Genomic DNA, 25,303 nt, shown 5'->3' with positions numbered 1-25,303 from the left:
AGCCGCTTGACGTTCGCATAGCATTGACATTAATGCGGGGCGGTCGCAGACTGGTGACGGCCGCCTCCAGGGACAGCGGAATTGCCACGCGCCGAAACGCATCCGGCTGCCATGCCGCACAACGAATTCCAGCAAGAAAGGTTGTCACCGTGACGCAAAGCGAACTGCGAAACCCGCACCTCGATCAGCTGATCGCCGAGCTGCAGCGGCGAAGCACCGACCAGATCGTCGATATCCGTGACCATTTCACCGCACGCGCCGAACGCGGCGAAGCGCTCGATCCAGGCACGATCGACGACGACGCCACTCGGTTCCTCGCCGACAAATTCGTCGCTCTCGACCATGACAAGGCACTGTTCTGCCACCGTCTCTGCCTCGCACTCCGCGCGAAATGTGCTGTAGAAGTGGGCTCTTCGTACGGCGTCTCTACTCTCTATCTCGCCCAGGCGATCCACCTGGTCGCCACCGAAGACGGAGAACCCGGTGTGGTCATCGGCACCGAACACGAACCCGCCAAGGCCGCCACGGCGCGCAAACACCTCGCCGCCGCCGGCCTCGACGGATACGTCGATCTCCGCGAGGGCGATCTCCGCGAAACCCTCCTGCACATCGATCAACCCATCGATTTCGCCCTGATCGATATCTGGCCGGTCATGGCCCGCCCCGCAATCGAATTGATCGCACCCCACCTTCGCCGCGGCGCCATCGTCATCGTCGACAACACCGAGAACCGGCCACCGAGCTACCGCGACCTGTTCGACTTCATCGATGACCCCGTCAATGGGTTCACAACCCAAACGCTGCCATTCGAGGGCGGTTTGGATATGGCCGTCAAACTGTAACGGCGTCGGTTGTGCCCCTGAGTTCTGCCACCCCTCGACAACGACTCCACCGGGCGGCCACCATGGAGCACGAGGGGCTCTCCATGGGACGGCGAGGGCTAGTAACCGTTCGTCGCCGACCCTTGCGGGCTGCCACGCCGACTTCGACCCGGTTCGATCTGAACCTCGTCGATGACGCCGAGCAGACTGCTGGGCGTGAACTCGCGGCGGCCGAGTCGGGCTGTTGCTCGTTGTTCACCTTCACGTTCGATGCCATCGGGTCGTGATCGACAATGCGCATCGACGTGTCCACGTCCCAGGTCGCGGTATTGGACGCACTCGCAGTCAGAGGGGATCTCGCGACTACTCGGCAGACCCCGTGACTGTGCTACGCACTGGCGAGGTGGCTGCTGCTTCAGGGCTGGCATGCGACTCGTCGTGATCGCGGTGCTATTCATCGGCGGTTCGCCTTTTTGGCAGGCGGATGCTGGGGAGGGTCGGTAGCCACCAGTTCCAGCCGCCGAGCAGTCGCATGAGGGCTGGGACGAGGATGAGGCGGATCAGGGCGGCGTCGATGGCGACCGCGACCGCGAGGGCGAGTCCGAGTTGTTTGAGCTCCAGGATGTCTGCGGTGAGGAAGCTGGCGAAGATGGCGATCATGATCGCGGCGGCCGCGGTGATCGGGCGGGCGGTGTGGGTGAGTCCGGCCGCGACGGCGTGCTGGTTGTCGCCGGTGGCGTCCCAGTATTCGCGCATGCGGCGGATGAGGAAGACCTCGTAGTCCATCGAGAGCCCGAACAGCAGCGCGAACACGACGGTGGGCAGGTAGACCTGCACGAAGCCGGGACTGGTGAAGTCGAGGAGATTTTCGCCGAGGCCCCATTGGAATACCGCGACGGTGATGCCGAGTGCGGCGCCGGTGGCGAGCAGGTTCATCGCGATGGCCTTGACCGGCAGGGCGATGCTGCGGAACGCGGCGATGAGGAAGATCAGCGAGGCGGTCAGCACCAGGGCCACGACGAGCGGGAGTTTGGAGGTCATTTCGTCGGAGAGGTCGACGAATTCGGCGGTGCTGCCGCCGATGCGGATATCAGTTCCGGGCGCGGTGGCGGCGGCACTGGTGCGGAGATCGCGGATGAGGTCGGTGGCGTCCATCGAGTCGAATGCCACCGATGGGATCGCCATCGCGAGTACTCGTCCGTCGCTGAGCTGTGCGGGGAGCACAGTGGCGATGCGGTCGTCGCTGTCGATATCGGTGAGGAACAGGTTGACTTGTGCGGCGGCGGCGGTGGTGAGTGGGGTGTTGTCGGTGCCGGTGGCCACGATTTCGACCGGTGAGAGCGCCCCCGCGGGGAAGTTGGTGGTCAGGGCGGTGGTTGCGTTTCCGGTGGGGGTGTCGTCGAGGGCTGTGGTGCCCATATCGAGGCCGTAGCGGATTCCGAAGACCGGCAGGGCGGCCAGGACCAGTACCGCGATCGCGGCCGTGCCGAACAGCGCAGGCTTGCGCATGACGAGATATGCCCAGCGCGCCCACCGGCCGGGTCGAGCACCGTGAGCGGCAGTGGCGGTGTCGGCGGGGCGCCAGCGCGCCGGGAGCGCACCGCGGTTGACGGCAGGACCAAGGGCTGCGAGTAGGCCGGGCAGCAGAGTGATGGCGACAATGAGCATGCTGGTCACAGCGGTGGCAACGCCGATGGCGATGCTGCGGAAGATCGGTGCCTGGATGATGATCAACGCGCACAGTGAGATCATCACCACCAGCCCCGAGACCAGAATCGTCTTGCCCGCCGTGGCCAGTGAGCGGCCGACGGCGGCGGCGATGGCGGTGTGGTCGGTGCGGTGGGCGACATTGTGGTTGGCGAGTTCTTCGCGGAACCGGCTGACGATGAACATCGCGTAATCGATGCCGACGCCGAGGCCGACCATGGTGGCCATGGCCACGGTCAGCGAATCGAACGCGGTGACCGTGGTGAGGGTGAACAACACCCCGACTGCGGTCAGCAGCCCCGCGATGGCGACTCCGATCGGGATCGCCGCCGCGGCCAGGGCGCCGAGTGCGAGGACGAGCAGGAGCAAGGCGACAGGGATACCGATCGCCTCGGCTCGGGCAAGATCGGCGTTCTGCAGTTCGGTAGCCGCGTTCTGGACTGCTGAGTATCCGGTCAATCCCACTTCTACGGAGTCGTCGCCGGTGGCGCGGATGGCCTCTTGCAGGTCGCGGGCGACTCCCGCGCGTTCGGCCATGTCGCCGTTCATGCCGACCAGGGCGATCGCGACGTGACGGTCCGCCGAGATCTGAGCGGTGGGCAGCCCGTCATCAGGGCCGACGACATCCACCACGCCCGCCACCTCTTTGGCGGCGGCGACCGTGCGCGTGAGCGCCGCTCGGAACTCGGTGTCGTCAACAGTGAGGGCAGGTGATTGCAGCACGATGACTGCCTGCTCGGCGCCGAACTGCGGGAAGTGCTGGGCGACAAGGCTGTCGACCTCGGCGGACTGGGATCCTTCGACGCCGAAGTCCATGGCGCCGAGTCGATCCTCGAGCAGCGGATAGGCCACCGCGCACACGACCAGCAACAGCCCCCACATCACCAGGACTGCGCGTCTGCGCCGTGCCATGAGCACACCCCACCGATACAGCAAACCCGAGGTGCGGGCCGCTTTCGCTTGCTGGTTCGACGCTGCCTCTGCGACAGCCTGCGGCTGGTTCACGTGATCTCCCTGTGTTACCGACCGGGATTGATCGCCGAAAAGCGATGAGATCGGTGAAATGAGATTAATCACTGAGTTCGGCGATATCAATACCCAAAGGCGCTATCATCGCTTTATGGCGATTGATCATGGTGAGGGCTGCCTCGTCGGGACAGCGGGGTTGGATCCGGCGGTGGCGTTGTTCCACAGCCTCTCGGACGCGACACGGTTGGCGATTGTGCACCGGCTGGCAGGTGGTGAGTCGCGGGTATCGGACCTGATGGCAGGACTAGGACTGGCGCAGTCGACGGTGTCGGCACACGTAGCGTGCCTGCGTGAGTGTGGGCTGGTCGCCGGTCGTCCGCAGGGGCGGCAGGTCTTCTACAGCTTGGCCCGTCCGGAGTTGATGGACCTGCTCGCTTCAGCGGAGACGCTGTTGGCCGCGACCGGCAATGCGGTGGCGTTGTGCCCCAACTACGGCACCGACGCCGCGACAGTCCCCGATGCGCAGGTGCAGGCATGAGCGACGCGTGCGGCTGCGGCCACGACGAACCCGTCGGCGACGGTGAGGCCGATGAGCGCGAACCTGAAAAGCTGTGGGAAGTCAGCGAGCTGCGTGCCGCCGCAGTGGCCGGCGTGCTGCTGGTCGCGGCGCTGATCGTCGGCTGGACCGGCGGCCCACGCCCGATCGAGTTGGGCCTGCAGATCGCCGCTCTGCTCGCCGGTGCCTACACCTTCGTCCCGTCGACGCTCCGGCGCTTGGCCAGGGGCAAGATCGGGGTCGGGACGCTGATGACGATCGCTGCGGTCGGTGCGGTGACCCTCGGCGAGATCGGCGAAGCTGCGATGCTGGCGTTCCTGTTCTCCATCAGCGAAGGGCTCGAGGAGTACGCGGTCGCACGGACCCGCCGCGGTCTGCGGGCGCTGTTGAAGCTGGTGCCCGAGCAGGCCACTGTGCTGCGCGACGGTGCTGAAACTGTAGTCAGCCCGGCGGAGTTGCGAGTCGGGGATCGGATGCTGGTGCGCCCCGGTGAGCGGGTCGCCACCGACGGTGTGATCGCCGAAGGTCGCAGTTCCGTGGATGTTTCGGCGATCACCGGCGAATCGGTGCCGATGGAAGCCGGGCCGGGTACGGAGGTGTTCGCCGGGTCGATCAACGGCAATGGAGCCCTGACCGTCGAGGTCACTACGACCGCCGAGGACAACTCCTTGGCGCGGATCGTGCGGATCGTGGAGGCCGAGCAGGCACGCAAGGGTGACGCGCAGCGCCTGGCCGACAAGATCGCCAAACCCTTGGTGCCGGGGATCATGATCGCCGCCACGGCGATCGCGATAATCGGCGCGATCTTCGGGGATCCGGTGACCTGGATCGAACGCGCCCTCGTGGTGCTCGTCGCGGCGTCGCCGTGTGCGCTGGCGATTGCGGTGCCTGTCACCGTGGTCGCCGCGATCGGTGCGGCGAGCAAGTTGGGTGTACTGGTCAAGGGTGGTGCCGCGCTAGAGGCAATGGGTCGGGTTCGCGAGGTCGCCCTCGACAAGACCGGCACACTGACCGCGAACAAGCCTGCCGTGGTGGAGATCTCGACCGCCGTCGGCGTCGAGCAAGCCGAGGTGCTCGCGGTGGCAGCGGCGCTGGAATCACGCAGTGAACATCCCCTCGCCCGAGCGATTCTCGCCGCTGTCGACACCGTCGTCCCTGCCTCCGGCGTCGAGGCTGTGACCAGTGCCGGGCTGACCGGTTCGGTCGATGGTCGGCTGGCACGGCTGGGCCGACCGGGTTGGATCGAGGCGGGTGCTCTGGCCGCGGACGTGGAGCGGATGCAGCAAGACGGAGCTACCGCGGTACTGATCGAACTCGACGGCCAGGTGATCGGCGCGATCGCCGTCCGAGATGAACTACGACCCGAGGCGAACGAGGTCATCGACCGCTTGCACGCGTTGGGCATCCGAGTATCGATGCTCACCGGTGACAACGCCCGTACCGCCGCCGCTCTGGCCGCCGAGGCCGGGATCGAGGACGTGCACGCGGATCTACGCCCGGAGGACAAAGCCCGAATCGTCGCCGAGCTGCGCAAGGATCGGTTCACCGCGATGGTCGGCGACGGCGTCAACGACGCCCCCGCCCTGGCCACCGCGGATCTGGGCGTGGCGATGGGCGCGATGGGCACCGACGTCGCTATCGAAACCGCCGACGTGGCGTTGATGGGCGAGGACCTGCGGCACCTGCCCCGCGCACTCGAGCATGCACGCCGCGCCCGCGGAATCATGCTGCAGAACGTCGGTTTGTCGCTGGGACTGATCACGATTCTGATCCCGCTGGCACTGTTCGGGGTGCTCGGATTGGCAGCGGTGGTGCTGGTGCACGAACTCGCCGAGATCGTTGTCATCGCCAACGGGGTCCGAGCCGGACGCGCCAAACCCTTTGCAGTGGTGCCCGGTTCGGCAGTCAAGCCCACCCCCGCGCTGGCAGGAGCGACCTCGTGACCGCAACTGCCTCGTCTGCTCCCGGCGTTTCGCGATGGGGGCGGCGGCTGAGATGGGCCGCGGGTGCGGCCGGTCTCGCCGGTATCGACCTGGCTGTCAAAGCGTGGGCACAGTCCGCGCTTGTCGGGGCTCCGATCGAAGCGGGTCCGGTGGATCTGCGGTTGGCGTTCAACCCTGGCGCCGCGTTCTCGATCGCCGCCGACGCACCGAGTTGGGTGATGCTCACCATCACCACGCTGATCACCGCAGTCGTCGCGTTGGGTGGGTGGTTCGTCGCACCCCGCGCGAACCTGCTCACCCGGCTATCGCTCGCTGCGATCCTGGGCGGTGCCGCGGCCAATGTCATCGACCGGGTCCCGGACGGCTTGGTCACCGACTATCTGCACACCGGTTGGTGGCCCACCTTCAACCTCGCCGACAGCTTCATCGTGCTCGGAGCGTTGGCCCTCGTCGTGACAACCTTGATCGGCACCGATGAGTCAGAGCGTTCTTCATCAGACAAGCCGGCATCGGCCAACCCTGCTGCCGAGTTGAACTGAACAGGTGTTGCTGGCGGAGGTGGGCCACCCGGCGGCCTCTGCTGTATCAGGCGGGGCGAGGCGCGTACATGATGATCGCGACTCCGACCAAGCAGATCACCGCGCCGATGACGTCCCAGCGATCGGGGCGGAAGCCGTCCAGCGCCATGCCCCACAGCAGTGAACCGGCGACGAACACTCCGCCGTACGCGGCGAGGATGCGCCCGAAATTCGCGTCGGGCTGCAAGGTCGCGACGAATCCGTAGATGCCGAGCGCGATGACACCGGCACCGATCCATGCCCAGCCGCGGTGTTCACGCACCCCTTGCCAGACCAGCCAGGCGCCACCGATTTCGGCGACGGCGGCCAGCACGAACAACAGGATCGAGCGCACGACAGTCACGGACAGATCTTAGAAACCCCGGTCAGGGCATTGTGGCTGGGGCGCACCCGCAAGCCGAACCCGCGCAGGACGCCCCGGAGTTGTCGCTGGTGCCGCAACTGGATCGGCGGGAGCGGGTTCGGGACCAGACCAGCCCGGCCACACCGACTCCGATCAGCGCGAACCCGAGGGGCTCGAGCCAAGACAGGCTCACCAGGATCGTGCCGCCGCCGAGAATGCCGGCCGCGATCAGGATCGGTGCAAGACAACAGCCCACGCATAACAGCGTGCCCGCACCGATCGACGCCCACCAACGCCGTGAAACGTTCTTCTCAGCAGCCACAGCCGCGATCTCCTGTGTTGTCGGTTCGGGTCTCAGAATCGAAAGGGACCGGACAGGAAGAGCTTTCGCTACACGCGAGCAGATCTTCACAACCGGCAGCCAGCGCGGCGCGCAGCGTGTCGCGCATCTCGGTCAGCTCGACCAGCTTCGCGTCGACCTCGGCCAGTTTCTCCGTCACACGAGCCTGCAACCCGGCACCCGCGCGGCGCCGAGTGCTCAATGGTGTAGCCGCGAGCAGTTCGGCGACTTCGTCGAGGGTGAACCCAAGCCTTTGGGCTGCCCTGATCACCCGCAACACCGTCAGCGCCTGCTCCGAATACAGCCGGTGCCCGCCGAGGGAGCGATCCGGTTCAGCCAGCAGGCCACGGCGCTCGTAGTAGCGCAGGGTCTGCGCGTTCACCCCTGCCGCCGCGGCGAGTTCGCTGGTGCGCAACCTCGGCGTCATCGCCGCTCGCCACCGATCGCGGCCTCGACCCGTGCAGCGAACGCGTCGAGCACCGCGACATAGGTAGCAGGTACGCCGACCTCCATCACGGGCCCGGCATCTGTCGTGTCGAAGCCGAAGGTGAAGAACGAGCAGCAACTCGATTCCCGCGATGCGAGGTCGCGGCCCGCGGTCTCAGAGCCAGGGGATAGGTGCAGGTCGAGCCGAGTTGCTGCGGGGCGGTGTGTAGTCCGCACCGACCCAGCGAAGAACTGGTCGAATTCGGCAACCCGGACCGGTTGGTCGACGGTCGGCAGGGTGCATGCATCCGGCACCCAACCTCCAGGAGCTGGCGAGATCATCATGAATCCACGGTAATCCTGTACCTAGGTACAGGATGCAACCCCAATTCCCGTCGTGATCCGCATCTGCGTTCGCGCACTCCGGCATCGCAGCCAACTTTGCCGGGTGGCTGACGTCGACATCTCTGCCCGGTGCGCCCGGTTCGACATGTGCCAAAGGGTCGCTATCGGCCAGTAGGAGATATATAGTGACATTCGCATGTAACAATCTGTTGAAGGAGTTCTCATGACCGGCACGCTCGATACCCGACCGGATACCGGTGTGGCACTGGATCTGTCGACGATTCGACCCTTGATGTTGTGGGCGCCGTTCGTGGTTTTCGTTGTGCACACACTCGAGGAGATCCCAGGGTTTGCGACCTGGGCGAGCACACATTTCGCTCCACTGAGCACCGAGAAGTTCACTGTCAGCCATATCCCGCTGATCCTGATGGTCTTGCTGTGCTCCTGGCAGGCGACGCGACCTCGGGCGGCAACCGGGTGGGTCGTGATGGCAGTGGCGTTGCAGTGGCAGTTCGCAGTCAACGCCGTGTTCCACCTCGGCGCTGCGGCGTGGTTCGGTGACTATTCGCCAGGAATGGTCACCGCCGCGACGGTCGCACTGCCAGCCACGCTGATGCTGCTCACATGGGTGCGCCGCGAAAGTGTGCTCACCACAACCCAACTCGCCGCCGCGATCGCGATCGGCTCGGCCGTCGCCGCCGCCGCGATCGGCGTGTTGTTCCTCGGCTGACCCGCGAGGCCATCACAACCTCACTTCTGAAAGGACCACTCCATGTCCCGCTTGAACCCGCTGGCCCGCGCCCGCTACTTCGACGAGATGCGCGCCGCTGCCACCGTCGCCGACCCCGACCGGCGCTGGACCCACCTCGAACGTGCCCACATCTTGTCTCAGCCCGACCCGTGGCTACACACCCGAAATCACGTCGCGATGTTGGCTCTGGCGGTGCGGCAACGCGATCGTCGCGAGGCAGTCGGCCAAGTCGTGCGGATCATCGTCGCTGCGCCTGGATCCTGGTCGGGACACTACCCCGAGGGCAACACCGGCCGCGCGAGAGTCGGCCTACGCCAACCCATGCCGACCCCACCGGACCTGAACGCTCTACTGCACCCCGCCGCCACCTAGAGAATCAGGGGTTTCCCCGATAGTGGCTGTGCAAGTTACGGCGCAGACTTGGACCACCGGGTCGGCCATCGAACAGAGGCATCATGCAGCAGCCGAGTATCGACCGCATCGCCGCGGTCTTCGACAGAAATGCCACACGCTACGACCGCCAGATCGGGGCGTTCGAGCGGCTGGTGCTCGGTGACGCGCGTGGCTGGGCTGTGGGTCATGCCAAGGGCCGGGTCCTCGAACTCGCCATGGGCACAGGGTTGAATCTGCCCCGCTACGGCGGCGAGGTCGAGCACGTCATCGGCGTCGACATCTCCCAAGGAGTGCTCGATATCGCCGAGCAGCGCCCCCACCGCCCGGACCTGACGGTACAGCTTCGTCTGGGCGACGTGCAGGACCTGGACGTGCCTGACGCGAGCGTCGACACCGTGGTGTCGACCTACAGTTTCTGCACGATCCCCGACCCGGGACGTGCCTGTGCGCAGGCTTACCGAGCCCTGATCCCGGGCGGAGTGTTCGTGCTCGCTGAGCACGGGCCGTCGACCTCCGCACCGGCGCGGCTGTTGATGCGATTGGCCGAGCCGATCAGCGTCCGGTTCGGCGCCGACCACCTGCTGCGTGACCCGATTCCCTACCTGGAAGCCGCCGGATTCGTGATCACCGATTCGCGGCGCAGCGGGCGCGGGGGAATTACGTTCCGGGTCCTGGCGCACAAGCCTGTCGAAGAACGCGTAAACGCCCACCACGAGTAGTCGGCTGATCGCCTCCATGGCGCGGTCCGCAGTCGGCCTGGGGCGATCTCGAGTTATCTACTACCCTGGCGGCGTGCAGAGTCGGCATCGTGGTGTAGCCGTGCGAGTGGGACTCGCGCGGTTGATCGCGGTGTTAGCGGCTCTGGTGGGGCTGGCCATGATGCAGACCTCACCGTGCGCGGATGAGGTTCGCGCCTTCGGCCACGATATTCGATGCTCGACCGCGGGTCTGGTCGCGAACGCTGTCACGGATGTAGGGGCTGCGGCGACGTCGGCGTCGGAGGTGGTAGGGGACCTCCAAGCTGGCGCTGATCTTCTCGGCAGCGCCATGCTGGAACCGGTGGCTCCTGTCGGGGCGCTCGGCCTGTGTCTGGTTCTACTTCTGAGCGTGTTACTCGCCGTGACGTGGCCAGCGCGTGCCCGCCCGATCCTGCTCGCACCAGCACGCGCGGGACCGCATCCGGTGATCATCCAGCGGCGCTGCAATGCGCCCAGTTTGGCCATGCTCTGCGTGTTGCGCACATAGAAGCGCGGCAGTCTCAACGCGTCCGCAGATTGCCGGTGAACACCTCCCGGCAGCGCCGACGCGTTCTTTCCGGAGGCGGGTGCCTGCTCGCGACCGAGTCGCGTTCGCAGCACGGCACCAAGCCCATCCCCATTGTCCAACAGCGACGGGGGACTCCTGTCGCTGGCATTAAGGATCAGAGATGTCGCAGAAGCAGAGCAAGACCGGCGAAGCCACTCGCCGAAAGAAGAATTTGATGATCTCGGCGGCGATCGTTGCCGTCTTCCTCGTGGTAGCCGCGGTGATCGTCGCGATCAACTCCGGTTCCGACAAGGACCAGCCGGTCGCGGGTGCCGGTACGGAGAACCTGCTCGTCCGCGACAACAGTCACCGGGCCGGGCCGGCCGGTGACGGCAAGGTCACTCTGGTGGAATTTCTCGACTTCGAATGCGAGGCATGTGGAGCGGCGTTCCCCTTCGTGGAGCAACTGCGCGAAACCTACAGCGGTCGAGTGACATTCGTCGTGCGCTACTTCCCGATTCCCTCGCACTTCAACGCCGAACGTGCGGCGCGGGCGGTGGAAGCCGCCGCGGGGCAGGGTGCGTTCGAAGCGATGTACAAGAAGATGTATGAAACGCAGACCGAGTGGGCCGAGCAACGTGTTCCGAAGGATGACGTCTTTCGTGGCTACGCCAGCGATCTCGGGTTGAACATGACCCAATGGGACAGCGCCTACAACGATCCTGCCACCCTGCAACGGATCAAGGACGACGTCGCAGACGGTCGAACCCTCGGGGTTCAGGGGACACCCACCTTCTTCCTCAATGACGCCAAGCTCCAGCCGCGGTCCGCCGAAGACTTCATTCAGGCCATCGATGCCGCACTCGCCAAGTGAGCTCGCCACGCCCGCAGAGACGGCGGCGGCAGGTTGTCGGGAGCCTTTTCCACGGTTGTTGCCCTGGCTGCTACTGATCGGTGGGCTGCTCGGAACGGTGGCCGCGAGCATGCTCACCGTCGAGAAAATGGCGCGACTGCAAAACCCTGACTATGTACCGAGCTGCAGTCTGAACCCGATCGTGTCCTGCGGGTCTGTCATGGACAGCCCGCAAGGAGCGGTTTTCGGATTCCCCAACCCCGTGCTGGGAATCGCCGGGTTCGCGGTGGTCACCACCGTCGGTGCCGGTCTATTGGCCGGAGCACGGTTCCAGCGCTGGTTCTGGCTGGGATTGCAAGCCGGGGCCAGCTTCGGCGTGGTGTTCGTGCACTGGTTGATCTACCAGACGCTCTACAACATCGGTGCCCTGTGCCCCTACTGCATGGTGGTCTGGGTGGTGACCATCCCGATCTTCGGTTACGTGACCGTGCGCAACGTGGTTGTCGGTAACCTTCCCGTCCCTACTGCCGCGCGTCGACTCGCTGACGTCGCGGTCGGCTACCACGGGGTGGTGCTCACCGTCTGGGCCCTCGCCATCGTTGCGTTGATCGGCATCCGGTTCTGGAGTTACTGGAGCACGCTGCTGTGAATGCCGCGGATCCGCACCTCAGCACCCTATTTACTACGGTAAGTAGTAGATAGGGTGCTGAGTTATGAAGAAGGGATCACTCGTGCAGCCGAGAGCTCGATGGCTTGTCCTTGTTCTAGTCGTGATCGTGGCGCTGATCGTGGCGATCTGGCCACGATCGATCTCGGCCGAGACCGGTTTCGCGGAACCTGGCGTGACGCGAGATGCGGTCTCTGGCACCGCTGCTGTTGCTCCAGAGGGCATCCGGGCAGGTGCGGCCCGGCCCCCGCGGTGCCCGGCCCCCGCGGTCTCGCAACTCGCCGACGTGCGCCTGAGCGGTGTCTCGGCACGGTGCCTCGGATCTACCGTCATGGTCGACCTCGGTGCTGCGCTGAGCGGTGAACCGACCCTGATCAATCTCTGGGCATCCTGGTGTGGGCCGTGTCGAGAAGAGATCCCTGTGCTCGACGCTTATGCCAATGAGCCCGGTTCAGTCCGCGTGGTGGGGATCAATGTGCAAGACAACCCCGTCGCTGCCCTGGAGTTGTTGACAGGGTTGGGAGTCGGCTATGCGTCGTTCGTCGATTCCGGCGACGTGCGCAAGGTGTTGTCAGCGCCCCCAGTGTTGCCGCTGAGTTTCCTTGTCCAGCCGGATGGTTCGGTCGAGCGGATCACCACACCAGCCGTGTTCGACAACCCCGACCAGATTCGGGCCGCGATCAGTGAGGTGACCCGATGATCGAGCAACAAGGTACGCGAGTATTCCCACGATCCACCCCTACACGAGCTCGGCATCCGCGGTGGATCAGGGTGCTCGTCCTGTGTACATGCTTGGTGATCGCTGTGACAGGTTGCGCTTCCGGCTCGGATTCGGTCGCCACCGGCGGTGGCACGTTCGATTTCGTCTCACCGGGTGGGCAGACCGACATTTTCTACGACCCGCCGGACAGTCGCGGGCAGATCGGGGCCCTGGCGGGGCCCGATCTCATGGCCGAGGACAAGGCTGTTTCGGTGGCCGACTACGACGGGCAGGTGGTGGTGATCAACTTGTGGGGTCAATGGTGTGGGCCGTGCCGAGCTGAAGCTGACGACCTCGAACGCGCATATGCGGCCACCAAGGACATGGGGGTGCAGTTTCTGGGAATCAATGTCCGCGACCCCCAGCGTGACAAAGCGCAGGATTTCGTCATTGACTACAAGGTCGGCTATCCGTCGATTTATGACCCCTCGATGCGCACGCTGATCGCGCTTGGCGGCAGCTATCCCACCAGCGTCATCCCTTCGACCCTGATCCTGGATCGACAGCACCGGGTAGCGGCGGTGTTCCTGCGTGCTCTGCTGACTGAGGATCTGTTGCCGGTGATCGAACGTGTGGCGGCAGGACGATGACGGCGCTCGCCCAGGGGATCGGCACCAGTTTTCAGACCGCCGCCGCGACCGGGCCGCTGCTACTCGCGCTCGCCGCCTGCATGCTCGCCGGGCTGGTTTCGTTCGCCTCGCCGTGTGTTGTGCCTCTGGTTCCCGGATATCTGTCCTACCTCGCTGGCGTTTCCGGCGCCAGTACCGCACCCGCGGGCGGAGATGAGCCAGGCTCTGCCGGAGACCGTTGGCGGGTGGCCGGCGCGGCGGCGTTGTTCGTCGCCGGATTCACCGTCGTCTTCGTCCTTGCCACCGCGTCGGTGTTCGGGGTGATCGGAGCGTTGCGGATCAACGAGGATCTGCTCCAACGCATCGGCGGAGTGATCACGATCGTGATGGGGTTGGCGTTCGTCGGGCTCATCCCGGCCCTGCAGAAAGACACCCGTTTATCCCCGTTGCGGATCTCCTCGCTTGCCGGAGCACCCCTGCTCGGGGGAGTGTTCGGGTTGGGGTGGACGCCATGTCTGGGACCGACTCTCGCGGGGGTTCTTTCGGTCGCGGCGGGAACCGACGGCACGACCGCCGCTCGTGGCGTGTCGTTGATCGTCGCCTACTGCGTCGGGCTCGGATCACCGTTCATCGTTCTCGGCTTCGGCTCCGCGAAAGCCCTGCGGGGTGTCGGGTGGTTGCGCCGATATTCCCGGGGCATCCAGGTCGCCGGTGGTGTCATGCTGATCTTGGTGGGCGCGGCGCTGGTCAGCGGTGTGTGGGCGGTGTTCATCGGGTGGTTGCGCAACGAATTCGTCACCTCGGTGGTGCTGCCGATATGACGTCGCGCTGGCTCGGCGGCGTTGTCATGACACCAGGTCTGATGGCGTTCACCGGCGACATCGGTGACACCGCAGCCCATTCGCACGCCGCCGTGCAGGTCCTGCTCGTCACCTCCGGCGAAGTGGTCTTGATCGATGCGTCCGGGCGCGCGGCGCGCGCGGAGTGGGCGATCATTCCACCCGGTGCCCGGCACGAGGTTCGAGCCGGTCCCGCAACCACGGGATTCATCGCTTACCTCGATTCCGCCGACATCGTCGGCCGCGCGGCCCTCGCTCGCTTGCGCGGACTACCCCACGATCAGGTGACGAGCTGGATCGCTGCTGCCACGCCTCGCAGCACTATGGTTGCGGCACTGGGGAATTCGGAGGATCGCTCACCGATTCGGTCCTCGCATCAGGTGGTGACGCGAGCGATGCGTTTCGCCGCTGACGCGGCGGGCGGGCCGCCGTCGCTGGGTGAGCTCGCCGCGGCCGTCGCGATGTCGCCGAGTCGGTTGTCGCACTTGTTCGGCGAGCACGTGGGGCTGCCGTATGCGACGTGGCGACGCTGGACTCGGCTGCAGCTGGCGGTCGGCACCGTGCGCGCGGGAGGAACATTGACCGAAGCTGCGCACGCCGCGGGTTTCACCGACAGCGCCCACCTGACCAACACCTGCCGCGACCTGTTCGGTATCACCCCCACCGAAGCGCTCATCGCCTCAGGCTGGCGAGGACCGCCCGCGACGTAGGTCAGTCGATTTCTACAAGCTCACAGGAGGATGTTGAGGCGACGCTGAATTCATGTTGACGATCACTCGACCTCTCATCCGTTACGGCTACGCACCGGCGATGCTGCTCGGCATCAACGGCGCCGGAATCGCCCTCGCCGCGGGCGGTGCGAACAAAGCCTGGCTGCTGGCGCTGCTGGTTACTGCGATCGCCTTGTCGTTCGCCGCGGAACGCTTATTGCCCTATCGGGCCGACTGGAACAGCCCACACGGCGACACCGGCCGCGACACCACCCACGCCTTCGTCAACGAAACGCTGATCCTCGCCAGCGTCGCCGCGATCCCCGCCTCGGCCGCGCTTGCGCCCGGCGACGGAATATGGCCGGGCAGTTGGCCGTTCGTCGTCCAGGTGCTGGTCGCGCTACTGGTCGCGGATCTGGGCATCACCGTCGCTCATTTCGCCAGCCACAAGATCGCGGTGCTGTGGCGGTTCCACGCCGTGCACCACAGCGTCACCCGCTTCTACGGACTCAACGGCCTGATGAAACATCCGCTGCACCAAACCATCGAGATGACCGCTGGCGTCACCCCACTGTTGTTGGTCGGCATCCCGGTTCCGGTGGCCGCTGTGCTGTCGCTGGCCGTCGCGGTGCAGTTGCTTCTGCAACACTCCAACGCCGACTACAGCGTCGGCCCGATCAGGCACATTCTGGCCCTCAACGAAGGCCACCGCTTCCATCACCTCAAATGGGCAGGGATCGGCGACGTCAACTTCGGACTGTTCACTCTGATCTGGGATCACCTCGCGCGTACCTACAGCTACGATCCCGCGCGCCGATTCAGCAGCACAGATCTCGGCATGGCCGCCAAACCCGACTACCCCACCACCTACTTGGCCCAACTCGGTGAGCCGTTCACTCGCCATGGCGCATGCCAGTTCACCGGCGAGACCACCGGAACGCCCGATGCGGTCGAACAGGTGAGAACAGCCTGATCGCTACGCGGCTGACCGACGATCAGTCGGTGCCCCAACGCTGTTCGGTGATAACGCCGTTGTCCGCCAGCCAAGCGACGGGGTCGATCTTGTTGCTGTTCTGGTCCCAGATCTCGAGGTGAAGGTGGGGGCCGGTCGACTGGCCTCGGTTGCCGACGGCGGCGATCACGTCACCGGCGTTGACCCGGTCTCCGGCTTGCACGTAGTACTCGTTGATGTGGCCGTAGACGGCGATCGTGCCGTCGTCCTGCTGCACGCGCACCCATTGGCCGAAGCCGGACGCCGGGCCTGCTTCGATCACGGTGCCGCCCATCGCGGACTGGATCGGGGTGCCCAGCGCGTCGGCGATGTCGACACCGTAGTGGAACGCGCCCCAACGGCTGCCGTACGCGGAGCTGATCTCACCACCGACAGGAAGCACCGCAGGTGCGGGTGCCGCGGCGGGCGGTGCGACCGCGGACGGGACCGCTTGGAGGTCCTTGATGATCTGCTCGGCCTGCGCGAGTGGTCCGGCGAGTTCGGCGGGCAGGCCCGCCAGTCCGAACGGGGCGGCGACCGGTGTTGCGACAGGAGCTGGGGCGGGATGGTCGACCGAGTCGGAAATTCCTTCGGCGCCAAGATCCGTGGTCGCCATCGCGGGCGCGGCCTGGGCCATCGTGCCGAGTAGCGCCCCGGCGGCGACCGCTACGCCTGCCATCCCCTTGAACTTGTCCGTGGAGTCCGTGGCCAGACGGTGCTTGGCCCGAGGCTCGTCGGTGACGCCACCGAGCAACTCCTTAACGGTGATGGAACCGGAGGTCATTCGATGGTGCGGCACAGCGGGGGGTCCTAACGTCGATCCGAGTGGTCGTGATGCAGCCGAGTCCGGAAACGTCAACTGCCTGCTACGACGTGATACAAACTGTACCTGTCCGTGACCAATTTGCGACCGTATTGGAGGCCGGTCTTGAACGTCGCAATATTCGAAGGCGCGGGGGTCACTGCACCGTCAGTGTGTCGCCTTGGACGGTCACGGTGAGCTCGGCCAGCGGTTCCCGTGCCGGGCCCTTGGCCACGGATCCGTCGGCGAGTTTGAAGGTGCTTCCGTGGCACGGGCACTTCATGACGTCACCGGCGATGTCGGTGACGCTGCATCCCTGGTGGGTGCAGATCGCTGAATAGGCCCTGTACACCCCGGCGCTGGGCTGGGTGACCACGATCCGATGTTCGGGAAATGCTGTGGCGCCGCCGACTTCGACGCGGCTGGCCGGAATTCTGGCCGGTTGTCGTTTCTGGTCGGCTCGTCCGGTGGCGCACCCGGTGGCGACGATCGCGCAGACGGTGCAGCATCCTGCGATGGCGGTTCGGCGGGTGATCGCTGTGGTGGGTTCGGTGCTCATCCGGCCACCAGCAGTCCGGTCGCGTACATCGTCAGCATGCCCACTCCGATTCCGGCGAGGGTTCGGGCGGTGACCGAGGTGGTACCCGGTTCGCGCAGGCTCGGCGCGATCTGCACGATGACCTGGACGATGGCGCCGACACCGATACCGAGCAGCAATGCTGACAGCTCGGGGTTGTTGGCACCGGCACCGATGACCGCGCCCACGATGGCGGGAGCTCCGGCGATCAACCCCAGTCCGAGCAGTGTGAGCAGCGGTGGCCGCCGCTCGGTCAGCGGTGCGACGACAGCCAAGCCTTCGGTTGTGTTCTGGATGGTGAAGCCGATGACCAGAAAGGCGCCGAGCGCGAGTTCGCCCACTGCGTAAGCGGATCCGATGGCGAGCCCTTCGCCGAGGTTGTGCAAGCCGATACCGATCGAGATCATCAGTGCCAACCGCAAGCCGCTGGCGCGTCCACTCGCGGCGGCTTGCTGCCTGCGGGTTCGCAGCCAATGGTCGATCGCGGTCAGCGTCAAAAAGGCCAGTGCCGCACCGAGCACGACGAGTTCGGCACCGCCGAACGGGCTTCCGGAGGCGCCTGCCAGCTCGAAGCCTTCGCTGGTGCCCTCCCAAGCGAGAAATGCCAACAGTCCAACGGTGAAAGCGAGCAGTACCCGCACTGTTGCTCCACCGACCGTGCGCAGGAACGGCAGGAACAACATCCCGAGCACCACGGGAATGATGCCGACATAGGTGCCGAGCAAGGCCATCAACCCGAAGAACGACGCTCCCGCCTGCGGGGTCTGCACCGCGGCGGCGATGTCGTGTTCGATCACCAGCCCGGTGGAGGTCAGCATCGAGATCTTGTAGGGCTGACCGTCCTGCCAGGGATAGTCCAAGCGGAACTGCGCGGACCGCAGTCGTCCGATTTCCTCGACCGGCCCGGTGAAATCGACGTAGGCGTCGTTGACGAAGATCTGCCCGATACTGATCGGATCGGCGCCGGTGTTGCGGATGCCGAGCTCGATCGAACCAGGTTGCAGTACAACGCGTTCGACGCCGATCTCCTCGATCGGGGGGCCGGTTCGTTCGGGCAGGCTCCGTCCACCGACGAAGGCGAGGCCGGCCAGGGCGAGGATCAGCAGCACGCCGGTGCCGAGCCCGAGGGCCCAGGCCGGTTTGCGGGTGTCGGGAGTACTCATCAGTCACTCACCTCGAAGAACCCCATCCAGCCCAGTTCGGCGAACTCGGTTTTGTGGGCGTGGAACATGTACTTGCCCGGATGCGGAAAACGCATCTCGCAGATCCCGCGTTGGCCTTGCCCCTGCACGATCGTGTCGGTGAATTCCGAGGACTGTAGCCGGGTGCCGGTGGGGTAGTAGTCGAAGAAGTTGCCGTGCACGTGGAAGCTGTTGATCGGGTCGTACTCGAGGACATTGACCAGGTAGATGCGGACCAGTTCGTTGCGTTTCACCCGGACCGGTTCGTGCATGTAGTGGAACGGGATCCCGTTGACGGCGTAGAGCTGGTTGCCTTCGCCGTCGAAGGTGGTGTTGTACCCGTGCATGACCATGACCATCTCGTCCGCGGGCGGGCGCGGGGAGGGTGGGTCGACGATGAACGTGCCGTACATTCCGCGGGCGATGTGCTCGGCCAACGGGCCGACGTGACAGTGGAACAGGTGCAAGCCGAACGGGGTCGCGTCGAACTCGTAGGTCGTGGACTGTCCCGGTTCGATGATCCCGGCGCCCAGTCCGGCGATGCCGTCCATCTCGGCCGGGTGGATCCCGTGGAAGTGCAGGGTGTGCGGATGTTTCGAGCCGTTGCGGAAATGCACCCGAAGCAGTTCACCTTCCCGGCAGCGCAGGGTCGGGCCGGGAATACGAGCGTTGAGTGTCCACGCCGGGAAGATGACACCAGGAGCGACCTCGATGTCTTCGTCGCTGGCGTAGACCTCCCACTCACGCAGGGTCCGCCCGTCGGGCAGCCGCGTGGTTTTGCCGTAATCGAAGTCGCGCAGCACCTGGGTCGGGTTGAACCCGTTGGCGTCATGATCGACGACCTGGCCGATCCGGAAGGTCGGTCCACTGGCGCCCCCGCCATGGGAGCCGCTGTGTCCGGACGTGGGCTGCGACTGTGCTTTAGCCGGTGACGCGTCGAGCACAGCCCGCCCGGCGAGCGCCAGACCGGCGCTCCCTGCCAGAGCGCTACCCAACAGGAATCGGCGGTTCGGTTCACTCATAACCTGAATAGTTTGGCACACCGAACAAATTGATTCAATAGGCCGAAGTTCAGAGGTGCTGACGGCCCGGCCGTTGCATTAGTTGCTGCATGCGCATGTTAATATGTATTGAACGGGCCGGTTCGTCGGAAGGGTTCATGATGGGGCACAGCCACGACCACGGGGTCTCGGCGACGGAGGCGACCAGCGCTTCCAGCAAGTACGTATGGCGGTTGGCGATAGCGATCGGGCTGGGCCTGATCACCTTCATCACCCAACTCCTGGTGGGTCTGTCGACCTCGTCGCTGGCCCTTTTGTCGGATTCCGCCCACGTTTTCACCGATGTATTCGGTGTCGCCATGGCCTTGGTCGCGATCTTGGTCGCGCGCCGCACTGTGCGCCGCAACGATCGATCGTTCGGGATGTATCGCGCCGAGGTCCTTGCCGCGTTGTTCAACGCTGTCCTGCTGTTCGGTGTGGCGATGTGGGTGCTCTTTGAAGCTGCCGGGCGTCTGTCGGACCCGCCGGAGGTGCCGGGTCTGCCGGTCGTGATCGTGGCGATCGTCGGTCTCGCCATGAACGTGGTGGCCATGCTGGTGCTGCGCAGCGGCGCGAAGGAAAGTCTCAACGTGCGCGGCGCGTACCTGGAAGTCATGGCCGACATGCTCGGGTCGATCGGCGTGCTCGTCAGTGGATTGGTCACCTTGATGTTCGGGTGGCGCTACGCCGACCCGATCATCGGTGTGCTTATCGGGCTTTTCGTCTTGCCGCGGGCCTACAACCTGGGCAAACAGGCCCTGCGAATTCTGTTCCAGCACGCCCCGACCGGCTTGGACGTCACCGAGGTCAGCACGGCGCTGCACGGCGTCGACGGCGTGCAGGAAGTGCACGACCTGCATGTCTGGACCCTTACGCCGGGTATGGAAGTCGCATCGGCACATCTGGCGATCGACGATGCCGCTGACCCCGACGCGGTGTTGAGCGCGGCCCAGCACCTGCTGGCCGACTCGTTCGATCTTCATCACGCCACCCTTCAGGTCGAGCCGGTCGGCATGGCCCAGGACTGCAGAGAGCAGTCCTGGTAGGTCAGGGGCGCCCATGAACTCAGTTCACCGGCAGTGTGGGCGCGCCGCGTTGGGCGAGCATGTCGCGCAATGCCTGCGATTCCGCGGTCTGTGCGTCATCGATCTGCCTGGCCAATGTTGCGACCGCTGGGACCGTGGCGGTGTCGCGGGCCGCGCGCGCCATCGTCAGGCCGCCTTCGTGGTGGCGCAACAACAACTGCAGATACAGGGTGTCGAACGCAGTACCTCGCGCTCTGCGTAGTGCCGCGAGTTCTTCGGTCGTGGCCATCCCCGGCATCCGCATCGATTCCTGCTCGGGCATCGGATGGTCCGATCCCGCGGCGTGCGAGTCCGCGCGGCTCATCCAACGCATCGGTTGCTCAGCCGACATCGGCTGATCCCACAGCATCAGCCAGCCGCGCATCATCCCCAATTGGCTCTGCTGGCTGGTCATGACGTCGAAGGCCAAGGTCCGCACCGCGGGGTCGACCGCGTGCTCCAACGCTGTCGCAGACATCTCGACCGCTTGATTGTGGTGAGTCGCCATATCCTGGGCGAATCCCACATCGACGACACCGAGCGGCATGTCCGGGGTATCGGAAGTGACGACGCCGCGCATCCAGAACCCGGCGAGCAGGCCCACGATCAGCGTGGCGGCCAGTATCGCGGCCATGATCGATCCGGATCGGGACCGTTCGGGTGTGGTGGACGCAGGTCTGGGCGGCTCAGATGTCATCGGGGGCCTCCGGAAGGATCGGTGGATCCGCCGCCGGGGGAAGTAAGGGGAACGGCGTCGGGGCCCGGCGGGGTGGGATCGAACGGTGGTGGCGCGTCGGGATCGAAACCCGCTCCGGAAGTGGCGCAACTGGCACCCGGCTCGGGGTGAGTGTTGGGGTTTTGCCGCAACGCGGTGACGAATCGTGCGATCCGGGGGTCGTCGGCGCTGTCGAGCTGGAGCTGGTGGCCCCAAGACTGCAGCGTCACAGGCGAATCCAGATTCGGATAGGGCGACATGAACATGTAGGGCTTGCCGTCGACCTCGGCACGCAGGGTCGCGATGTCGTCGGCGTCGAGGCGATCGGCGTTGTAGGTGATCCAGATGGCGCCGTGTTCGAGCGAATGGACAGCGTTCTCGCTGCGAATCGGGTTGGTGTAGACCTCGCCGGTACAGGTTGCCCAACTCTGGTCGTGGGGCCCGCCGAACGGCGGGGTCTGGTCATAGGCGACTCGCTGGGTCGCCCGCACATGATTGCCCGCCGGGTATTGCTGCTTGGTCACTCCGTCGATGAGGTCGGAGGGGTCGGGTTGACTGCTGCCGGGAACGTAGCGCTGGGCTTCGGTGAACTCGCGATACTTCGGCACGAAGTGCCAGCCGAGCCCGGCAACCAGCACGATGATGGCGGCCGCGGCCCCGATTACTGCCCACGGCGGCTGCCTGCGGCCGACGTTGCCGACAACGGGCCTCTTTCGTGGACGGCTGGATTTCTTGCTCATGCGGTGTTCCTTCGTGCTGTCGAACCGGCGGGGGAGGGATGGCCGGTCGCGTGGAGGTCTTTGAGGAAGGCGTTGTAGGCCGCGAGATCGCTATCACCGACTTGATCGGCGCGGTGATCGGCGACGGCGTTCTCGCGCTGTTCGTCACGGCGCCAGCGAATCGCGAAGACGATCACCACGACGAGTGCGACCGGCTCACCGTAGGACCACGCCAGCGCACCGGCGAGATATTGATCCCGCATCGCGTCGATGCCCCAGTCCGGTGGCGGAGTAGCGAACAGTTCGACCAACGGGGTGGTGGCCATCATCAGAATGACGCCGAAGAACACGTGCAGCGGCATCTCCACGAACAGGTCGAAGAACCGCCCGAGGTTGGTCTGACGGATAGGAAGTGGGCCGACCGACAGGATCGGCACGATGAACAACAGGCCACTGAGCAGGAAAAACAACTCGAGCGCTTGGTGGCCCACGACCGTGGACCCAACCGTGTCGAAGACCGGTGTCAGATAGATCCCGTAATAGCTGAACAAGAACAAGGGGATGGTGAACCCGGGGTGCAGCAACAGGCGCGCTGTGCGGCTGCGTAACCCGCTGACCGCCACCGCCAGGACGAGGCGGCCGAGGCCGTGGTGTGGTGTCGCCCGAAGCAGCATCAGCCCAGGACAGCCCCAGACCAACAGCGGCGGGATCGTCATCGACAGCGTCAAGTGCTGGAACATCCAGACGCTGAACAGCTGGTATCCGTAGCCTTCGATACCCAAACCGGTCGTTGCGGCCAGCAGCAGGCAACCGCCGAGGAAGCACGCGGTACGCCACCACGGCCAGGGACGTCCCAACCGGCGCAGCCGCGCGAGACCGACCAGATATATCACCGCCGCCACGCACGCCAGCGCGGGAAGCAGAGGAATCGGCTGGGGGTACCACGCGAGCATCGATCCGATCGATGGTGGTACGTCCGGCACCTGGATCGAGGTATCGAGCAGCTCCGAGATGGTCATGGGCGACGAGTCCTAGGCGCGCGCCTCAGCGCTTGGATCGCTTGCCTGTGCGCAGCGTCACGACGGCACCACCGATGACGAGCGCGGCCAGCACGCCGATCAGAGGCCACGGCGGCCCATCCGACGATGAAGAGGTAGCCGAAGAGTCACCAGCTGCGGCGGTCCCTGGGGCCGATGGCGCATTCTTCTGCGCCTCGGTCGGAGTCGTGGACACCGCGGTGTAGGTGAATTCGTAGGAGCCGGTGATGGGATGCCCGTCATCGGAGACGACCCGGTAGGCCACGGTGTACTGCTGTGGCGGCATCGTTGGACTGATAGCGACGCGCACTGTCTTGCCCTCGACCTTGGACACCTGTGCGGCCCAACTGGTGCCACTGGAATCGGTCAGGCCGACGTTGGCGAATTCCGACCCGATCTGCTGATTGAACGTCAATTCGATCAGGGTCAGGGGAGTGTCGACGGTGGACCCCGCGGCTGGAATCGAACTGTCGAGCTTGCTGTGTGCTTGGGCCGGGCCTGCTATCAGCGCTAACCCCAGCGCTGTCAGCATCGCGACAACGACACTACGTCGAATCATTCCCCGGCCTCCGGATTGTGCGCGTTCCGCGGAGGCATTCGTCGCCGCGCGACGCCGTCGATGACCCGGCGCCGTCAACTATGCTACATAGTTGACACTGGGCGTCCAGTCCTGGTCAGAACATGACCAGGCACGCGATTGCGGCGCAGGCGAGCATCCCGGCCGGTGCGGCGGTCGCGGCGACGATCGGAGACACTCCCATCGCCATCCATCGCGACGAGCGCCGCGGTAGTTTCGAGCGCTCCAGTCGGCGCAAACGTTGCTGCAGGACCTGTCCACCCAGCGAGAGGGTGGCGGAAGGCTCACTACTGGTCGAGGCGGCGACTACGCACAGTGCCGACCGGATCGTCGCGGGGCTGGTGGCGGCCGCGGCGGAGTCGTCGGCGGCGAACTCGGCCAAGGCGGCGACCGCTTTCGGCGCACTCGCGAACAGCGGAATCCAGGGCAGTGCCGCAGCCAGGACTTCACAGCTTCTGATCAGGCGATGGTGGCCACCGCGCAGATGGGCATACTCATGCGCCAGGACCGCGCGCCGCTCGCCATCGTTGAGCTTGCTGGCCAATCCTTCGGTGGCGACGATCATCCCGGGACGGCCGTCGACGCTGTATGCCATGGGCTTGGGATGGTCCAGCCACATCACCGGCACATCCTCACCGCCGCGACGAGCCACCACACTGACCACATCGCGGTGGTAGGCGCGCACGCGAGCTCCGGCCCGAGCATGCCGCCGTGCACTGGCCGCGACCCGAATGCCGAGACCGGCGACGACTATCAAGACCACGACCGTCAGCGGATCGGCCAACCAGCCGGGCACCGAGTGAACGACCCGGGTCAGACACTGCGCCGCGGCCTCGGCGACGACCACGCCCGGTGCGTGTCCAGGCCAGAGCGCTGCCACTACCGCCGCGCCAGCGAGCCCGACGGCCGAACACAGGCAGATCAGCCAGGACGCGACCGCGGCACGAGGCGTCATCGTTGGTGTGATGCGTTGCAGCACGCACGGCGCTGCCAAACACAACAGTGCCGCGGCCCACGCCGCACCCAAGGTGACGATCATTTCTTCGATCGCTTCGTGGGGCGGGTGCGCCCTCGGTGGAACGCTTCGGATTCGGCCTCGGTCACGATGGATGCCAGGTGCAGCAGCACCGACTCCGGGTCGTTGCTGGAGTCGATGATCCCCCGCACAACCTCGGCGGTTGCTTCGGCCCGCGAGCGTGTGGGCCGGTAGAGGTATGCCCGGCGGTGCATCACCCGCACTACCCACTCCTTCTCGTGGAGGTGAGTCAAGACCGTCAGAATGGTGGTGTAGGCGTAGGGATCGGGAAGGCGCTCCAAGATGCCGCGCACGGTGAGAGCCTCGGAAGTACTCCATAGTACGTCCATCACGCGGGCTTCCAAGGTGCCCAATCCGTTCATCGCCTGCCCTTCCTACGCGCGCCGTTCATTAGTGCGGTGCGGACGCCACCGATCAACTATCGCTGATCGTCGACGGGCTATCCACACTGACCGACCCCTCAGATCTACGTCCAACTAAGTACTATGCAACATAGTTGATCCTGAGAAGTGACTTAGAGTTAGCTGGATTGTGACGTGGGCAACGGTTCTCAACGCCGCGGCGGCCCTATGGTTCCGGTCGTGCCGTTCGTCCCCTCATCAGGTTCAGGCACATGCCCGACGGGCACGATGACTTCCCCCGGCAGGGAACCATCGCCCGTCGGGCCTCCGAGGAAGTGTTCGGCGCTGTACCGATCCCGCTCTGAACTTCGACCGTTGACGGCAGACCGTCGACGGCCCAGACCACAC

The 25,303-nt window shown here is 65.4% G+C and carries 29 protein-coding genes; 15 read left to right on the top strand and 14 right to left on the bottom strand.

Annotated elements, in window-relative coordinates:
- Positions 1-149 precede the first annotated feature (149 nt).
- Positions 150-842, top strand: a complete 693-nt coding sequence (locus tag ATM97_RS26105; RefSeq protein WP_218720835.1) for a class I SAM-dependent methyltransferase — start codon at positions 150-152, stop codon at positions 840-842.
- A gap of 429 nt (positions 843-1,271) precedes the next feature.
- Here ATM97_RS26105 and ATM97_RS26100 read toward each other — a convergent pair whose 3' ends face one another.
- Positions 1,272-3,440, bottom strand: coding sequence for an MMPL family transporter (locus ATM97_RS26100; protein WP_218720892.1), 2,169 nt, complete (start codon positions 3,438-3,440; stop codon positions 1,272-1,274).
- A 208-nt stretch (positions 3,441-3,648) separates the two neighbouring features.
- Here ATM97_RS26100 and ATM97_RS26095 point away from each other — a divergent pair, with 208 nt between their 5' ends.
- From ATM97_RS26095 to ATM97_RS26085, 3 genes are read left to right on the top strand one after another with little or no spacing between them, the layout of a single operon-like run.
- Positions 3,649-4,035 (top strand): helix-turn-helix transcriptional regulator, encoded by a 387-nt coding sequence (locus tag ATM97_RS26095; protein WP_218720891.1) that lies wholly within the window; start codon positions 3,649-3,651, stop codon positions 4,033-4,035.
- Positions 4,032-5,996, top strand: coding sequence for a cation-translocating P-type ATPase (locus tag ATM97_RS26090; RefSeq protein WP_218720834.1), 1,965 nt, complete (start codon positions 4,032-4,034; stop codon positions 5,994-5,996). The genes ATM97_RS26095 and ATM97_RS26090 overlap by 4 nt, the downstream gene beginning before the upstream one ends.
- Positions 5,993-6,535, top strand: coding sequence for a signal peptidase II (locus ATM97_RS26085; RefSeq protein WP_218720833.1), 543 nt, complete (start codon positions 5,993-5,995; stop codon positions 6,533-6,535). Before ATM97_RS26090 ends, ATM97_RS26085 begins: the two co-directional genes overlap by 4 nt.
- A 46-nt stretch (positions 6,536-6,581) precedes the next feature.
- On the opposite strand, the gene ATM97_RS26080 is transcribed toward ATM97_RS26085, so the two are convergent.
- From ATM97_RS26080 to ATM97_RS26070, 3 genes are all read right to left on the bottom strand, one after another.
- Positions 6,582-6,917, bottom strand: a complete 336-nt coding sequence (locus tag ATM97_RS26080; RefSeq protein WP_218720832.1) for a YnfA family protein — start codon at positions 6,915-6,917, stop codon at positions 6,582-6,584.
- A 311-nt stretch (positions 6,918-7,228) separates the two neighbouring features.
- Positions 7,229-7,672: a MerR family transcriptional regulator gene (locus ATM97_RS26075; RefSeq protein WP_255588440.1), complete on the bottom strand. Its 444-nt coding sequence runs from the start codon at positions 7,670-7,672 to the stop codon at positions 7,229-7,231.
- An 8-nt stretch (positions 7,673-7,680) separates the two neighbouring features.
- Positions 7,681-8,028: a hypothetical protein gene (locus tag ATM97_RS26070; protein ID WP_255588439.1), complete on the bottom strand. Its 348-nt coding sequence runs from the start codon at positions 8,026-8,028 to the stop codon at positions 7,681-7,683.
- Positions 8,029-8,251: 223 nt separating this feature from the next.
- Here ATM97_RS26070 and ATM97_RS26065 point away from each other — a divergent pair, with 223 nt between their 5' ends.
- From ATM97_RS26065 to ATM97_RS26020, 10 genes are all read left to right on the top strand, one after another.
- The gene (locus ATM97_RS26065; RefSeq protein WP_218720830.1) at positions 8,252-8,758 is read left to right on the top strand and encodes an HXXEE domain-containing protein; all 507 of its coding nucleotides are present in this window, start codon (positions 8,252-8,254) and stop codon (positions 8,756-8,758) included.
- A 42-nt stretch (positions 8,759-8,800) separates the two neighbouring features.
- On the top strand, positions 8,801-9,151 hold the full coding sequence (locus ATM97_RS26060) for a DUF3703 domain-containing protein (RefSeq protein WP_218720829.1): 351 nt from the start codon (positions 8,801-8,803) through the stop codon (positions 9,149-9,151).
- 83 nt (positions 9,152-9,234) lie between these two features.
- Positions 9,235-9,891: a class I SAM-dependent methyltransferase gene (locus ATM97_RS26055; RefSeq protein WP_218720828.1), complete on the top strand. Its 657-nt coding sequence runs from the start codon at positions 9,235-9,237 to the stop codon at positions 9,889-9,891.
- A gap of 761 nt (positions 9,892-10,652) precedes the next feature.
- On the top strand, positions 10,653-11,291 hold the full coding sequence (locus ATM97_RS26050; RefSeq protein ID WP_218720889.1) for a thioredoxin domain-containing protein: 639 nt from the start codon (positions 10,653-10,655) through the stop codon (positions 11,289-11,291).
- Positions 11,221-11,919 (top strand): vitamin K epoxide reductase family protein, encoded by a 699-nt coding sequence (locus ATM97_RS26045; protein WP_358116968.1) that lies wholly within the window; start codon positions 11,221-11,223, stop codon positions 11,917-11,919. The genes ATM97_RS26050 and ATM97_RS26045 overlap by 71 nt, the downstream gene beginning before the upstream one ends.
- A gap of 127 nt (positions 11,920-12,046) precedes the next feature.
- Complete coding sequence (locus ATM97_RS26040; protein WP_374104902.1) at positions 12,047-12,637, top strand: TlpA family protein disulfide reductase; 591 nt, start codon at positions 12,047-12,049, stop codon at positions 12,635-12,637.
- 95 nt (positions 12,638-12,732) lie between these two features.
- Positions 12,733-13,287 carry a TlpA disulfide reductase family protein gene (locus tag ATM97_RS26035; protein WP_374104901.1) on the top strand — a complete coding sequence of 185 codons (555 nt, stop codon included), beginning with the start codon at positions 12,733-12,735 and terminating at the stop codon, positions 13,285-13,287.
- Positions 13,284-14,087, top strand: coding sequence for a cytochrome c biogenesis CcdA family protein (locus ATM97_RS26030; protein WP_218720824.1), 804 nt, complete (start codon positions 13,284-13,286; stop codon positions 14,085-14,087). The genes ATM97_RS26035 and ATM97_RS26030 overlap by 4 nt, the downstream gene beginning before the upstream one ends.
- The gene (locus ATM97_RS26025) at positions 14,084-14,815 is read left to right on the top strand and encodes an AraC family transcriptional regulator (RefSeq protein WP_218720823.1); all 732 of its coding nucleotides are present in this window, start codon (positions 14,084-14,086) and stop codon (positions 14,813-14,815) included. The genes ATM97_RS26030 and ATM97_RS26025 overlap by 4 nt, the downstream gene beginning before the upstream one ends.
- A 52-nt stretch (positions 14,816-14,867) precedes the next feature.
- Positions 14,868-15,788, top strand: a complete 921-nt coding sequence (locus tag ATM97_RS26020) for a sterol desaturase family protein (protein ID WP_218720822.1) — start codon at positions 14,868-14,870, stop codon at positions 15,786-15,788.
- Between the two features lie 22 nt (positions 15,789-15,810).
- Here ATM97_RS26020 and ATM97_RS26015 read toward each other — a convergent pair whose 3' ends face one another.
- The 4 genes from ATM97_RS26015 to ATM97_RS26000 form a co-directional block, all read right to left on the bottom strand.
- On the bottom strand, positions 15,811-16,605 hold the full coding sequence (locus ATM97_RS26015; RefSeq protein ID WP_308248617.1) for a M23 family metallopeptidase: 795 nt from the start codon (positions 16,603-16,605) through the stop codon (positions 15,811-15,813).
- A gap of 160 nt (positions 16,606-16,765) precedes the next feature.
- Entirely contained in the window at positions 16,766-17,167 is a 402-nt protein-coding gene (locus ATM97_RS26010; protein WP_218720821.1) for a Rieske (2Fe-2S) protein, read from the bottom strand.
- A complete protein-coding gene (locus ATM97_RS26005) occupies positions 17,164-18,348 on the bottom strand; it encodes a ZIP family metal transporter (RefSeq protein WP_218720820.1) in 1,185 nt (394 codons plus the stop codon). The genes ATM97_RS26010 and ATM97_RS26005 overlap by 4 nt, the downstream gene beginning before the upstream one ends.
- A complete protein-coding gene (locus tag ATM97_RS26000) occupies positions 18,348-19,388 on the bottom strand; it encodes a multicopper oxidase domain-containing protein (RefSeq protein ID WP_218720819.1) in 1,041 nt (346 codons plus the stop codon). Before ATM97_RS26000 ends, ATM97_RS26005 begins: the two co-directional genes overlap by 1 nt.
- Before the next feature lie 140 nt (positions 19,389-19,528).
- Between ATM97_RS26000 and ATM97_RS25995 the strand changes: the two genes are divergently transcribed.
- Entirely contained in the window at positions 19,529-20,452 is a 924-nt protein-coding gene (locus ATM97_RS25995) for a cation diffusion facilitator family transporter (RefSeq protein WP_218720887.1), read from the top strand.
- A gap of 19 nt (positions 20,453-20,471) precedes the next feature.
- On the opposite strand, the gene ATM97_RS25990 is transcribed toward ATM97_RS25995, so the two are convergent.
- The 6 genes from ATM97_RS25990 to ATM97_RS25965 form a co-directional block, all read right to left on the bottom strand.
- Positions 20,472-21,104, bottom strand: coding sequence for a DUF305 domain-containing protein (locus tag ATM97_RS25990; RefSeq protein WP_255588435.1), 633 nt, complete (start codon positions 21,102-21,104; stop codon positions 20,472-20,474).
- Positions 21,105-21,163: 59 nt separating this feature from the next.
- Entirely contained in the window at positions 21,164-21,925 is a 762-nt protein-coding gene (locus tag ATM97_RS25985; protein ID WP_218720817.1) for a DUF3105 domain-containing protein, read from the bottom strand.
- Complete coding sequence (locus ATM97_RS25980) at positions 21,922-22,923, bottom strand: cytochrome c oxidase assembly protein (RefSeq protein WP_218720816.1); 1,002 nt, start codon at positions 22,921-22,923, stop codon at positions 21,922-21,924. The genes ATM97_RS25985 and ATM97_RS25980 overlap by 4 nt, the downstream gene beginning before the upstream one ends.
- A gap of 25 nt (positions 22,924-22,948) precedes the next feature.
- A complete protein-coding gene (locus ATM97_RS25975) occupies positions 22,949-23,473 on the bottom strand; it encodes a copper resistance CopC family protein (RefSeq protein WP_218720815.1) in 525 nt (174 codons plus the stop codon).
- A gap of 142 nt (positions 23,474-23,615) precedes the next feature.
- Positions 23,616-24,557, bottom strand: a complete 942-nt coding sequence (locus tag ATM97_RS25970) for a M56 family metallopeptidase (protein ID WP_218720814.1) — start codon at positions 24,555-24,557, stop codon at positions 23,616-23,618.
- Entirely contained in the window at positions 24,554-24,916 is a 363-nt protein-coding gene (locus tag ATM97_RS25965) for a BlaI/MecI/CopY family transcriptional regulator (RefSeq protein WP_218720813.1), read from the bottom strand. The genes ATM97_RS25970 and ATM97_RS25965 overlap by 4 nt, the downstream gene beginning before the upstream one ends.
- Positions 24,917-25,303: the final 387 nt, after the last annotated feature.

Origin of the sequence: Nocardia sp. MH4 (assembly GCF_019266065.1) — a bacterium.
Taxonomy (GTDB): domain Bacteria; phylum Actinomycetota; class Actinomycetes; order Mycobacteriales; family Mycobacteriaceae; genus Nocardia; species Nocardia canadensis.
The sequence above is the reverse complement of the archived record's forward strand: the minus strand, read 5'-3'. Positions and strand labels throughout refer to the sequence as shown.